A 13,147-nucleotide genomic window follows, 5' to 3' on the forward strand; every position below is an offset into this window, starting at 1 on the left:
GAAATATATCATCTTTTTATTGCTTCGTTAAAACCACCTCTAGGTCGACGTTACTTAGCGCTTTTTCTTCAGCCATACTTTGGACATAGCCTCCTAAGAAACCGTCCTGCTGTTCCTCCCAAAGCTTGTAGCCAGGCAACGATTTAATATCCTTAGCAAAAGTACCCGCAGTTCCTGCGAAGTATCGTACATTCAGCTTGGACATTACCTTCGCCATGGATTCTTTTTCAGACTCCGTTAAAGGACTTTCCTTAAGACTATCCATAGCTTTGTCATAGGAGTTAGTAGCAAAGGCTTCTTCGGCATAAGCCTTGAAGTTTAAGAGATTGTGATCTGTAATCTGGTTAGCTTCAGCCCAACCTTCTACGTTCAAAGACGTTGTTTTATAATTTACGGTTCGCGAGACGGGATCGAAGGTCATGGCTCCATATTGATGCGGATTGACGGCCATCGCACTCGTAGCGATATCATAGATTGGCATTGGTTCAGAGGATGCTGTATCTTGATTCGCGTCTGCTGGATCTACTTGAATGTCCTGCATATGAATATGTCCTGAGAGAACTAGATTAAGTCCATTCTTCCGTAAGGATTTTATAGCTTCCTGGCTGTTATTAAGCTTGAAGCCTGAAACAGACATAGAAGTGTGACTTAATAAATTATGATGCATCACCGTGATCACAGAAGCGTGCTCTTTGGCTGCAAGCTTAACGGATTCATCGATCCATGAAAGCGTAGAAGAAGCAATACGCCCATCGGTCTGAGGGAAACCGTATTTTTTATTATTAAGGTATTGGCTACTGTCTATCATGAGAATCCATAAGTTGGGGGCAGCCTTGACGATATAGCTTAGTGATTCCTTATCACGTGATGCAGCTTCTTTGTAGCCGAAATCCGCATACATTTTGACGAAATCCTTATCTGTAATTGAATCCGTAAGGAGCTGTTTATCGCCACTGAAGGATCTAGCCCAAGGATTAAATAAGTCGTGATTGCCTGGAATGACATAAACAGAGGTTCCATGTTGTTCAATTCGTTTTAAATTTTCGGTTAACTTTTGATGGCTGCTGCGTTCACCATTATTAGTTAAATCGCCACTGAGGATGATAAACGCAGGTTTTTTCTGTTCAGCGTCATAGACCAAAGCGTCAGCCATTTCATCACTGTAGGGCAGCATTTTTCCATCGCCTCCAGTGACATAAGTTTGAAAAGCCTGTCCACCATCCTGAAGATCCTTATCCAAAAAGTGAGTGTCTGTGGCGACCCAGAAAGAGACAGGTTTTAGCTCAGCTTGATCAAGTTCCACAGCGTTTAAATTAAACGATTTTGTGTCTTTACAGCCAGTTAGTGCCAAGCTAAGGAAAAAGAGCACTACACAAGAGAATATGACCGTTTTTTTATGTAGAATAAGAACTTTATCTGTTGAAAAATTCATTTATATAACCTTCCTTCTGCACTTTTGCTGCACTATTGTAGCTTATTTTTAGCCGAAATGTATATCGGAAAAGTGAAGGGGAGATGTTACTAATCGAGGCTAATTGTATATCCGACAAAATAAGTTGTGAATAGATGTTGTGTTTTTAGAAAAAAGGTGATAAGATGTATAAAAGTAAGTTACTTAAATAAATGGAGGTAGTTATTTTATGTCTAACAATTTTCTTGAAGCAGTTAAAGGAAGACGTTCCATCTATGCAATCAGTAAAGAATCCACTGTAGCCGATGCTCAAATTATTGAAATCGTTGAGCAAGCGGTTTTGCATAGCCCAACCTCATTCAACTCCCAAAGCTCTAGAGCGGTTGTTCTTTTAGGTGAACAGCATGATAAATTGTGGAATATTACTACAGAAACATTGCGTAAAATCGTTCCAGCAGAACAATTTGAAGGAACAGCGCAAAAATTAGCATCTTTCAAAGCAGGTTACGGTTCCGTATTGTTCTTTGAAGATCAAGCGGTAGTGAAGAACCTTCAAGAAAACTTCGCATTGTATGCCGAGAACTTCCCAGTTTGGTCTAACCAATCTTCAGGCATTCTGCAATTCGTAGTATGGACTGCACTTTCTGAAGCAGGTTTAGGTGCATCCCTGCAGCACTATAACCCACTGATTGATGACGAAGTGAAAGAAGCTTGGGGCATCCCGCAAGACTGGAAACTGATTGCTCAATTGCCATTTGGTAAGACTGTAACTCCAGCAGGTGAGAAACAATTCCAACCGGTTGAAGATCGCGTTAAAGTCTTTAAATAAGCTTAAAAAGAGCGTTTAAAACCTCCTTGACCAGGCTAATTAATTATATAGTCTGGTCAAGGAGGTTTTTGTATGCCGTGGAATAAAGACGATTATCCCGATTCACTGAAAAACTTCACAGCACCTGTTCGTAATAAGGCAATTGATATTGCTAATGCACTGCTAGAAGAAGGATATGAAGAGGGAAGGGCGATCTCTATTGCTACCGCTCAAGCGAAAGAGTGGGGAGAGAATCGTGATAAGCAGGTCCGTAAAAAAGGACATTAATTAAAAGTTCGGAAATAGAGGTACAAAAAAAGCAGGACAGCGTCTATTAACGCTTGTCCTGCTTTTTACTGTCGTATTATTTAGCAGATTCAGTTCCTGCTTCTGCGCTTGCAGATGGCTCAGGAGAAGCTGTTGCTTCTTTTTTGGCATCCGTAAGTGAATTTGTGATTTTTGCTTTTGCAGTTGTATCTGACAACCAAGTAGTGGAAAGAGTGGAAACCTTTTGAGACACAAGCGTCTTTTTGATTTCATCTTTCTTTTCTTCCAAGGTGTAGTTTTTAGCGTCTTTGTGGTCGGTAACTTTAATGATGTGATAACCGTAATCGGATTTCACAGCACCGCTTGTTTCTCCAACTTTAAGCTTAAAGGCTACATCGGAGAACTCAGCAACCATGTCTCCACGTTTGAAGAAGTCTAGATCTCCGCCATTAGCTTTGGAACCAGTGTCTGAAGATTTTTCTTTAGCAAGTTCAGCGAAATCTGCTCCATCTTTCAATTGCTTCAGAATTGCGTCTGCTTCTTCTTTAGTCTCAACGAGAATGTGGGAAGCACGAACTTGTTCTTCTTCATTGAAAGTAGCTTTATTTGCTTCATAGTAGTCTTTGATTTCTTGATCCGTTATAGTCACTTGTGGCTCAAGAATCTTACGTAGTTTTACTTGCAGCGGCATTTGCTTCTTCAAGTCATCAACGGTCATTGAGCTTTGTTGCAATGCAGCATTAAATGCAGCTTCTCCGCCGAATTGTGCTTTTAGGTCTTCTAATTCAGCATTGATGTCTTCATCTGTAACAGTTACGTTAGCTTTTTTAGCTTCTTGATCAACGAGTTCTGTAGTAATCATAGCTTGCAGCGTGCTTTCTCCGCCTGCTTCGATCAATTTATCATAAAGTTGTTCTTTAGTAATGTTAGTTCCGTTAACGCTAGCAACAGCTGTGCTGCTGTCGTCCTTTTGGAATGGAGGCTTAATCAATACAATGATGAGTGCCGCAGCCAAAACCACAGAGGCAATCATCCAGCCCTTGTTACCTTTAGGAGTAACTGGTGGAGCAGGTGGCGTCGTATTATTGTTGCTGCCGACTTTGTTCATTACTGGAACACTGTCCTCTTTTGTTGTATTCACAGGTTCTTCAGCAGCTACGACCTCCACTTCATTTACTTCATTGGTATTCTCGGTAGTGTTCAATTCTTCTTCCGGAGTACCGTTGTTTTCTAAGTTCTCATTTCCATTCAGATCTTTTTTGTCCATTATTAGTAATGACTCCCTTCAATATAGGTGTTGCTTGTCTATTTACAACTTTAACAGAAATCCAGATCCTAAACCTTAAGAAAGTATAAAAAAAGATAGGATCTTTTTAAGATTCTATTAATAAAAAGCAAAAAGCCGGAAATGGCATCGGTAACATGCCCTTCCGGCTTATGGGAATAAGATGTTTACTTCAGTCCTTTCAATAGATGACGAATACTTTCTTGTTTCCGTCTTGGGACCCGTACGTTTTTAGCGAATAGGCCCTTTTCTCCGAAATAAATGCAGTCGTCTTCGATAGAACTGATCTTGTTTAGATTGACATAACAGCCACCGTACACATGATAGTAAGTAGAATTGGATAACAATCGTTTTAATTGCTCGGCAGTCATTCTCTTTTTTATGTTGTAGTTTCTGCCGTGAAAAATGACCAAATCATGGTCCCCGACCTTAAAGAACAGAATGTCTGTTTCCACCTCGAAGTCCTCGTATACATTTCTGGCTTCCAGCAGGATGCTACTCATTCATGTTCCCCCTTTATACTTAATAAAAGACTAATGTTAGCGCTTTCATTATAGCACAATCCCTATTCATTGGAAAGCCTTATTTTTGAACTATTTGTCACACTTTTTACTTTATAGTTTGTCTTTAACGTTTAAAAATTGTAAATTATATAATAGCAATACTTTGGAGGAGGATGTAGAGATGGAAAAGCAGACTAAGTTATTGCTGTTTACGGGTTCCTATGCAAGTGCCACTGAAAGCGGTGTGCAGGTATTTGAATTCGATGGCGAAGCAGGAGGTACGTTAAAATTAATCGACTCGGTTCAGGGTCTAACTAACCCCACCTTTGTTAATGTAGATGCTTCAGCCCTGCGTTTATATGCCATAGGAGAAAAGCCAAATGGTGAAGGTGGAAAAGAGGGAGAAGTCGTTACCTTTGCTATCGATGCTAAGCGTGGGAAATTGAGCGAATTGAACCGTATAGCCTCAATGCCTGCTTCAGGTAATGGTCAAACGACCACATGCCATATTTCAAGAGATCTAAGCGATGAATACATTGTTGTATGTAGTTATCATGGTGGCAGTGTAGGCTTGATCACATTAGATGAAGAAAAAGTTGCTAATCAACTGGCGGATGTCGCGATTCATTCCGGTCATGGTCACCATCCTGAACGTCAGGATCGCCCACATCCCCATTCGGCTATTTTCAGTCCGGACGGACAGTATCTGTTTGTTTCTGATCTTGGGCTTGATATTATTCGGTCCTATAAAATCAATAGAGACTTGAACAAACTAGAAGTTCACGGAGATACTGCGCTTCATCCAGGGGCGGGACCTCGTCATTTTACTTTTCATCCAGATGGAAAGTCTGCTTATGTTATAAACGAGGTGGATTCCACGATAACATCGTTTACATATGACAGTGCTACAGGGACTCTTCACACGGTAGATACAATTTCAACTTTGCCTGAGGATTTTAAGGAAGAGAATACTTGCGCTGAAATTGCTACTTCAGTAGATGGAAGATATCTTTACGCTTCTAACCGTGGAGCTGATAACATCGCAGTGTTTGCAGTGGATAACGCTACTGCCAAGCTTACACTAATTGAATATGTATCTACTCGTGGAGGGCATCCACGACACTTCTCATTAACTCCGGATGGGGCTTATCTTATTGTTGCAAATCGTGACGCTAATAACCTGGTTGTGTTCTCTATTGAAGAGACCAGTGGTTGTCTCGTCTTTACTGGAAATACTGCCGAGGTATCCAAGCCGGTGTGTGTGAAGCCTGTGATTTTCCCTGTATAAAAGAAACTCGTTTTGAAGAGTGAATAAGACAATTTAAGAAAATAATAAAGGGAACACCGGAGATGTAGTCCGGTGTTCCCTTTATTATTGAAAATAGGATGAAGAAGTTTAATGAATGTGTGAACTATTTGAGTGAGACGGGCTTAAGAGGTACAATAGTGGATACTGCAGATTTGAAGAGCACATTCTGTCTGCCATCACCTTGACCCTGTAAAGTGATTGTGAATGCATCATACGAGGTTACGACGCCTTGCATTTTTACACCATTTGTTGTAAAAATCGTCACGGGCACCTTTGTGGAAATAAACTGATTCAACAAACGTTCCTGCAATTTTAGACTCTCCACTTTGGCAGCACTCCATCTTTTTTTATATTTATTTCTCTATAATTATAGCACGGGTTATAGCTTCTCAGGAAATGTGATCGACAGGCACAAAATTAGACACGGAGGTATTTATGCTTTATTATCAGAACTGGTCTAAAGGTTTTCGTTATTTTATAGGGTTTGCTGCTTGTTTCGTCGTTATTGCGATTCTAGTTCATATGAATAAGGTATCATCATTTGATAATTATATGATTCATTTTGTTCAATCCGCTGAATCACCTGGACTGACCACATTCGCCAAAGGACTATCTCTGATTGGTTCCTCCAAGGTAGCGATTGGCATATCGATCGGCACGATGGCACTGCTGTATTTTCTGCTGAAACATCGGCTTGAGCTAATTCTGTTCCTATGGGTTGGACTAGGCTCACAGCTATTGAATACTCTTATGAAGTTATGGTTTCAAAGGGAGCGTCCAAATTTCAATCGTATTGTCCAAGAGCTCGGTTATAGTTTCCCAAGTGGACATTCCATGGCAGCCTTCTCCCTCTATGGGGTAATTGCCTATTTACTGTGGCGTCATTTACCGCGAAGAAGTGAAAGGATCCTGTTAATAATGTTTGCGGTATTCATGACTGTGGGCATTGGCTGGAGTCGTATTTACCTGGGAGTTCATTATCCTAGCGACGTAATTGGTGGTTATGCTGCAAGTGGCGCGTGGCTGATGTTATCCATCAGTCTATTTGAAGCCTATAAAAAACGGATATCCTCATAAGAAATGAAGATACCCGTTTTTGTGGGGATATTTTAAAATATAAGAATATATATGTTTCACGCTATACATTATCCTTATATTTCTCGCATAAACGCTTACCGTCCTAAATAGGACACCGAAGGCGTTTTTGCTTGAGGGTTCATCACATGATGTTCCGAAGATTTATGATCTTGGAAATGACCCATTTTACTTATTTTTTTCTTCAGCATAGAAGGAAGTCCAGCCTTTAGCTTTTGAGCTTCGTCTTTTGTTAGACGTCCCTCGCTGATGGCTTGATCCAGCCGCTTACTTGCGGATTCGCTGAGCTTTTGAATATATTGATCTTCTGTCCAGCCTTTCTTCTCAAGGGCAAGCTCGGGGAGGGTTTTGCCTGCTTTAAGGCTATTGATTAGCTCCGTACGATCCATCTCAAGCAGCTTGGCTGTTTCGAAAATAATGAAATGTCCGCCGGCTCTGAATTTCCCGTCTTTCCCTGGTGGGGGTCTATGACCTTTTTCCGAAGGCCCAGAATCAGGTGCAGTGGAGGTTACATTCTCAGCTGACACGCTCCGAGTAGGAGCAAGTGCTGGAGACAGACTGAGGAAAAAAACAGCTGTGATGGTCACTAATTTTTTGATGTTGTTATTCATTCACTCACCTCGTATGTTATATGTGATAGGTACTTACTTGAATTAGTATTCCCTGAAAGCTGAAAGAATCATAAGTGAGAGCTTAAATGATCATAAAATTCATCAACTCTAGGCTTGGGTAATTAGAGGAATGAGGGATTCGTAGATGTCCATATTGCAGAGTGGGCCAATTTTTAGGGGGGATATTTTTGGCTTTTGGAGCTCGCATATTTAAAACAGGAATGGCAGTCACGCTTGCCTTGTATTTAGCCGAACTGCTACATTTTCCATCTTCTGTGGGCGCTGCGATTGCAGCGATTTTCGCTATGCAGCCATCTATTTATCGCTCTTGGCGTTATTTTCTTGATCAGCTGACAACGACTACAATGGGCGCGGTACTCGCTCTTCTGGGAGGAATGCTGTTATCCAATAGTCCAATTGCGGTTGGGTTGGTCTGCATTCTTGTCATTATGATCAGTATGAAAATTAACCGAGCGGATACTATTAGCCTGACACTGGTCACCGTTATAACAGTGATGGAGGCTTCTGGTGAATGGCAGTTCGCGCTGAATCGTTTCTTATTAACATTGACAGGGATTGTTTCTGCATTTCTAATCAATATTATAGTAGTTCCTCCGAAACCACGGAAACAGTACATCAAGCAAATCGAGAACGTCTTTGCCAGTCTTTCCTTGCTGCTAAGAACGGCTGTATCTCATGAGATGAAGGAAAGTGTGTTTCGTGATGAAAAACTTGCACTGGAGTCATCTATTAAATCTTTAGCGGATAAGTACGCTTTGTTTGAGGAAGAGCAGAAACAGCTAAAGAGGGCGAAGTACAGTCAGACTAGACAAATGGTTGTCTATAAGAACCTGTTATCTTCTTTGCAAAAGGGCTTCGATGTTCTTGAGGCTGTGGATCGGCATTATTTTCAAGCGGATCGAAGTGAAGAGACAGATGCATTGTTTGACAGTCATTTGGAGCAGTTAATCAAATATCATCAACTGATCTTGCTGAAATTTGAAGATAAACTAAAACCAAACACTAATGAATCGGAACCCTTGGGAGACGAGAATGATGGATTTTTGAATTCAACGATCCTGGGGTATAATGCGGAGAAAATAGGTCAACTACGATTGTATGTTGTAGCCGCAGCTATTTACGATTACGGCTATCAATTAGAACGGCTTGATAAAGTGGCAGATCAGATGAACCGTATAGCGACTGAGGAAAAAGAAACGGATCGCGAAGCTTAAAACATAACCTTGTGATGTGCAACATATAAGCTTAAGGATTATGTTCAGGGTGAAACCCAAAAGGGGATGAAATGTAGTGGAGAATCATGAAATTGAATGGAAAGAGGAACAGCAGCGGGTTGACGGATTGACTAAGCTTTTGTCTGCCCATATCCGGCGATTATCTGAGGAGCTCGGACTCCATCGCAGTGATGTGGTGGATATGCGGAAAGACTTCTGGGAAGAGGTAACAGTAAACTTCAGTAGTCCAGATGATTTAGGGGAAACTTCAACAAGTCTGCGCCAACAATCCCAAATCTTGAATGAACGTGAACGCCATCATTTACAGTCGAGCAAGGCTCTAAAAAAATATAAAAAGCTACTCGTCTCTCCTTACTTTGGGCGTATTGACTTTACAGAAGCACCAAATGGAGAAACGGAAAAGATTTATCTGGGGATTGGATCCTTGATGGAGGATGATGGCACCTTCTTGATCTATGACTGGCGGGCGCCTATATCGAGCTTATATTATGACGGAGCTCCTGGCCCAACAGCTTATGAGACACCTGGTGGACTTGTTTCCGGTACAATGAATCTTAAACGTCAGTTTGTGATTTCTGATGGTGTTATTGAAGTTATGTTTGATACTGGGGTAACGATCGGCGACGAGCTTTTGCAGCAAGTGCTTAGCCATAGTGCGGATGATCGAATGAAGAGTATTGTAGCTACCATCCAGAAAGAGCAAAATGCGATTATCCGCAACGACAAAAGCCGAATGCTGGTCGTTCAGGGTGCCGCAGGAAGCGGGAAAACCTCTGCAGCATTGCAGCGGGTTGCTTATCTTTTGTATAAATACCGTGAAGTTCTGCAAGCAGACCAGATGTTGTTGTTCTCACCGAACCCGCTGTTTAATAGCTATGTTTCAACTGTGCTCCCAGAGCTGGGTGAAGAAAATATGCAACAAACCACTTTTCAAATGTATCTTGAGCATCGTTTAGGACATGAATTCCAGCTGGAAGATGTCTTTAGTCAGACGGAAAACCTATTGAATGCCCCTGATGGCCCTGAAGTGGGTATACGCAGAGAAGGCATCGCTTATAAATCATCCGTACCTTTTCTCGATGTGATTCGTCGGTATGCTACGATGCTGGAACATGAGGGCATGCTGTTCAAGCCTTTAATGTTTCAAGGTAGAGCGGTAGTCAGTAAAGAAGAAATGGAACGTCATTTCTATGCCTATGATCCCGCCATTAAGCTTGCGAACCGTGTAGACTTAATGACACGCTGGTTACTGAAGAAGATCGCTGACTTTAGCCATGAGGAAAGAAATGCTTCATGGGTTGAAGATCAAATTGAGCTATTGGACTCCAGTGATTACCACCGTGCATATCAGATGTTGCGACGTAAGAAGAAAGCCACGCAGGATAGTTTTGATGATTTTGATACTGAAAAAGAAGTGTTATCCCGGTATGTAGTCAGCCAACGCTTAAAACCGCTGCGCGGATGGACTAAACGAGGTCGTTTTGTGGATGTTAAAGGGCTGTACAGTACGCTGTTTACGGATCGTGAGCTTATGGAACGTCTAAATGGTGTTAATTCTCTGCCGGAAATCTGGGATGAGATCTGTGAACAAACACTAAAATCAATCGCAGTGAACGAGCTTGCCTACGAAGATGCTACACCATTCCTTTATTTGAAGGAGTTAAGCCAAGGCTTCCGTACCAATACGCTGATTCGTCATGTGATTGTGGATGAAGTACAAGACTACTCACCTTTCCAATTAGAGTTCATGCGCCGTTTATTTCCAAGGGCAAAAATGACCGTATTGGGTGATTTGAATCAGGCGATCTATGCACAAGGTGAGGTGCTCGGTGATTTGTCTAGTTTGGTAAGCATATATGGGGAAGAGAATACAGAAGTGATCTCGTTAACCCGAAGCTATCGCTCCACTTTTGAGATTGTGGAATTTACGCGTTCAATGATTCCTGGAGGGGAAAGAATTGTGCCGTTTAATCGCCGAGGAGAAGAACCTCAGCTAAGTGTGGTGTCTAGCGAGGATGAGCTTCTGAATGCAGTTGAAAAGGATATCCGGAATTTGCAATCCAAGGGGTATCATTATGTGGCTGTCATTTGTAAAACAGCAGAAGAAAGCGCAAGAGTTCATGATGAACTACATAGTAGGCTACCAGTAAGGCTCGTTACGAAAGAAACGCCGAATTTCCAGAAGGGAACATTGGTGTTACCTGCTTACTTAGCTAAAGGTGTGGAGTTTGATGCTGTCATCATTTACGATGGTTCAGCTGAACGATATGGCAGAGAAAGTGAGCGTAAACTGTTCTATACAGCTTGCACTCGAGCGATGCACTTGCTGCATATTTTTAGCCTAGGAGAACCAAACCGGTTTCTTCCATCTGTAAAAGCGAAGACCATGATTACAAATTCGCTGTAAAGCCCCATCTTCTGATCATAAGATCGTCCTTTCGCATTGGCGGGGGACGGTCTTTTTATATGTATGAATAAAGAGGGATGAACAAACCACAATATAGAGAGTCGTCGCAAACAATGACAAAGGTGGTCAGTTCATGAAGGAAAGAAAATGGGATCTGCTTGCACTGGCATCCATTCCACTAATTATGACCCTCGGTAACTCCATGCTGCTCCCTATTTTGCCGCAGATTTCTAAAGAACTAGGCATTAGCTCTTTTCAGGTGAGTATGCTGATTACTGTTTATGGATTGATGGCTATCGTGATGATCCCAATTGCAGGGTACCTGTCTGATGCTTATGGACGTAAAAAGGTGATTCTTCCGAGTCTGATCATTGCTGCTATTGGTGGAGCTGTCTGCGTGGTGGCGGCTTGGTTTATGAAGGGCGTTAGCGCCTATTGGGTCATTCTGGCCGGACGTTTATTACAAGGGATAGGTGCGGCTGGTGCTTTTCCTATTGTGCTGCCCTTCGTTGGTGATTTATTCAAGGAAGAAAAGGATGTAAGCAAAAGTCTGGGAATTATTGAAACCTCAAATACCTTTGGTAAAGTACTCAGTCCGATTCTTGGAGCTTATCTTGGAATATGGCTTTGGTTTGCACCTTTTATCGCTATTCCTGTTCTATGTCTAATTTCATTTGCTTTAGTTCTTTTTCTGGTTCGAAAGCCGGAAGCGAAGGAACAACCTGAGAAACAGGGTATAAGAGAATTTTTATCCGGAATTGTGAGCATTTTGCGAGAAAAGGGACGATGGTTGTATGCTATTTTTGCCATAGGCGGTATCTGTATGTTTGTAACCTTTGGCGTTCAATTCTATTTATCGGAAATGCTGGAATCTAAATTTAATATGCATGGGGCAATGAAGGGGTTTGTGCTGGCAATACCATTAGCCTTGTTATGTCTGTCTTCATATGGAACAGGAAAGATCATTGGTCAGAACAAAACGCTAATGAAATGGCTGGGCTTTGGAGGTATGGTGTTACTAACTGCAGCAATGATCTTTGCGGGGTTCAATAAAGGTATTTATTTCTTAGTCGGGTTTATGGGCTTAGGTTGTGTTGGAATCGGGATTGTGCTTCCTTGTATGGATGCATTAATCACGGAGGGAATTGAGAAAGAGAATAGCGGCACGATAACCGCTCTCTATAGCAGTATGAGGTTTATTGGGGTAGCCGCAGGGCCGCCAGTGGTATCGCTGCTGTTAAGCAGTGGTCATTGGGTATTATTCGCTTTGATGGCTACAGTCGGCGCAATTGGTGGATTGCTGACATTATTTGCAGTAACGCCAAGCAAGGGGAGCAAGGGAGAATCTGGCGTGAAAGAAACGGAGCAGGTAAATCCGCGCCTCTTATCAAAGCGTGTTCGTCAGACTTCTGCAAGGACTTTAGATGGAAAAAAGAGCTATCCTTAAGCTGCGATGCCGTAGCTTGCGGGATAGCCCTTTGATAAAAGAATGAAAGACAATCTTATGCTTGTGGTACGGATTCCCAATCCTTCAGGAAGCGTTCGATACCGTTATCTGTCAGCGGATGCTTCCAGAGGGTAGGCAGGAGCGAACCTGGGATGGTAGCAATGTGAGCACCAGCAAGAGCGGCTTGCTCAACATGCGCAATGTTACGGATGGATGCTGCAATAATTTCGGAAGTCATACCGTAGTTAGTTAGGATGGTCTTCAGATCCTTGATCAGCTTCATTCCGTCAACACCGATATCATCCAGACGTCCTACGAAAGGAGAAATATAAGTTGCGCCTGCTTTTGCAGCCATCAAGCCTTGAGCCGCTGAGAAGACAAGCGTTACGTTAGTTTTAATACCTTTTTTTGTAAGCTCATAACAAGCTTCCAAGCCATCTTCAGTCATAGGGAGTTTAATGACAACGTTTGGAGCCCACTCAGCAATTTCGTATGCTTCTTTAAGCATTTCTTCTGCTGTAAGTCCGATTACTTCTGCACTTACAGGACCTGGAACGATTGCTACGATTTCTTTGATAACATCTTTAAACAATCTTCCTTCTTTAGCGATGAGCGACGGGTTAGTCGTTACGCCATCCACTAATCCGAGGCGAGTAATACGTTTGATCTCTTCAATATTTCCGGTGTCCAAGAAAAACTTCATTTTAAGTTTCCTCCCTTGATTTCCATATGGATTGACAAACAATAT

The 13,147-nt window shown here is 42.0% G+C and carries 13 protein-coding genes; 7 read left to right on the top strand and 6 right to left on the bottom strand.

The window, feature by feature from the left end; genetic code table 11:
- Positions 1–16 precede the first annotated feature (16 nt).
- Entirely contained in the window at positions 17–1,432 is a 1,416-nt protein-coding gene (locus MKY52_RS24785; RefSeq protein ID WP_341054166.1) for a metallophosphoesterase, read from the bottom strand.
- A gap of 208 nt (positions 1,433–1,640) precedes the next feature.
- On the opposite strand from MKY52_RS24785, the gene MKY52_RS24790 reads away from it, so the two are divergent.
- Together MKY52_RS24790 and MKY52_RS24795 are read left to right on the top strand one after the other, a co-directional pair.
- Positions 1,641–2,240: a nitroreductase family protein gene (locus tag MKY52_RS24790; protein WP_149644208.1), complete on the top strand. Its 600-nt coding sequence runs from the start codon at positions 1,641–1,643 to the stop codon at positions 2,238–2,240.
- Positions 2,241–2,312: 72 nt separating this feature from the next.
- Positions 2,313–2,507 (top strand): hypothetical protein, encoded by a 195-nt coding sequence (locus MKY52_RS24795; RefSeq protein ID WP_076282890.1) that lies wholly within the window; start codon positions 2,313–2,315, stop codon positions 2,505–2,507.
- Positions 2,508–2,583: 76 nt separating this feature from the next.
- Here MKY52_RS24795 and MKY52_RS24800 read toward each other — a convergent pair whose 3' ends face one another.
- Together MKY52_RS24800 and MKY52_RS24805 are read right to left on the bottom strand one after the other, a co-directional pair.
- Entirely contained in the window at positions 2,584–3,753 is a 1,170-nt protein-coding gene (locus tag MKY52_RS24800) for a peptidylprolyl isomerase (RefSeq protein ID WP_341054170.1), read from the bottom strand.
- Between the two features lie 185 nt (positions 3,754–3,938).
- Positions 3,939–4,274: a hypothetical protein gene (locus MKY52_RS24805; protein ID WP_042126947.1), complete on the bottom strand. Its 336-nt coding sequence runs from the start codon at positions 4,272–4,274 to the stop codon at positions 3,939–3,941.
- Between the two features lie 181 nt (positions 4,275–4,455).
- On the opposite strand from MKY52_RS24805, the gene MKY52_RS24810 reads away from it, so the two are divergent.
- On the top strand, positions 4,456–5,562 hold the full coding sequence (locus MKY52_RS24810) for a lactonase family protein (RefSeq protein WP_341054172.1): 1,107 nt from the start codon (positions 4,456–4,458) through the stop codon (positions 5,560–5,562).
- 124 nt (positions 5,563–5,686) lie between these two features.
- Here MKY52_RS24810 and hfq read toward each other — a convergent pair whose 3' ends face one another.
- A complete protein-coding gene (hfq, locus tag MKY52_RS24815; RefSeq protein WP_042126951.1) occupies positions 5,687–5,908 on the bottom strand; it encodes an RNA chaperone Hfq in 222 nt (73 codons plus the stop codon).
- Between the two features lie 110 nt (positions 5,909–6,018).
- On the opposite strand from hfq, the gene MKY52_RS24820 reads away from it, so the two are divergent.
- Positions 6,019–6,660: a phosphatase PAP2 family protein gene (locus MKY52_RS24820; protein ID WP_341054174.1), complete on the top strand. Its 642-nt coding sequence runs from the start codon at positions 6,019–6,021 to the stop codon at positions 6,658–6,660.
- 95 nt (positions 6,661–6,755) lie between these two features.
- On the opposite strand, the gene MKY52_RS24825 is transcribed toward MKY52_RS24820, so the two are convergent.
- Positions 6,756–7,289, bottom strand: coding sequence for a hypothetical protein (locus MKY52_RS24825; protein ID WP_341054176.1), 534 nt, complete (start codon positions 7,287–7,289; stop codon positions 6,756–6,758).
- Between the two features lie 188 nt (positions 7,290–7,477).
- Here MKY52_RS24825 and MKY52_RS24830 point away from each other — a divergent pair, with 188 nt between their 5' ends.
- The 3 genes from MKY52_RS24830 (at position 7,478) to MKY52_RS24840 (ending at position 12,399) form a co-directional block, all read left to right on the top strand.
- Entirely contained in the window at positions 7,478–8,524 is a 1,047-nt protein-coding gene (locus tag MKY52_RS24830; protein WP_042187452.1) for an FUSC family protein, read from the top strand.
- 76 nt (positions 8,525–8,600) lie between these two features.
- Entirely contained in the window at positions 8,601–10,952 is a 2,352-nt protein-coding gene (gene helD, locus MKY52_RS24835; RefSeq protein WP_341054179.1) for an RNA polymerase recycling motor HelD, read from the top strand.
- Between the two features lie 133 nt (positions 10,953–11,085).
- Positions 11,086–12,399: an MFS transporter gene (locus MKY52_RS24840; RefSeq protein WP_341054181.1), complete on the top strand. Its 1,314-nt coding sequence runs from the start codon at positions 11,086–11,088 to the stop codon at positions 12,397–12,399.
- A gap of 55 nt (positions 12,400–12,454) precedes the next feature.
- On the opposite strand, the gene fsa is transcribed toward MKY52_RS24840, so the two are convergent.
- The gene (gene fsa / locus MKY52_RS24845) at positions 12,455–13,102 is read right to left on the bottom strand and encodes a fructose-6-phosphate aldolase (RefSeq protein ID WP_042126959.1); all 648 of its coding nucleotides are present in this window, start codon (positions 13,100–13,102) and stop codon (positions 12,455–12,457) included.
- Positions 13,103–13,147 lie beyond the last annotated feature (45 nt).

The sequence above is a fragment of the Paenibacillus sp. FSL P4-0184 genome (assembly GCF_038004625.1).
Classification (GTDB): Bacteria; Bacillota; Bacilli; order Paenibacillales; family Paenibacillaceae; genus Paenibacillus_AQ.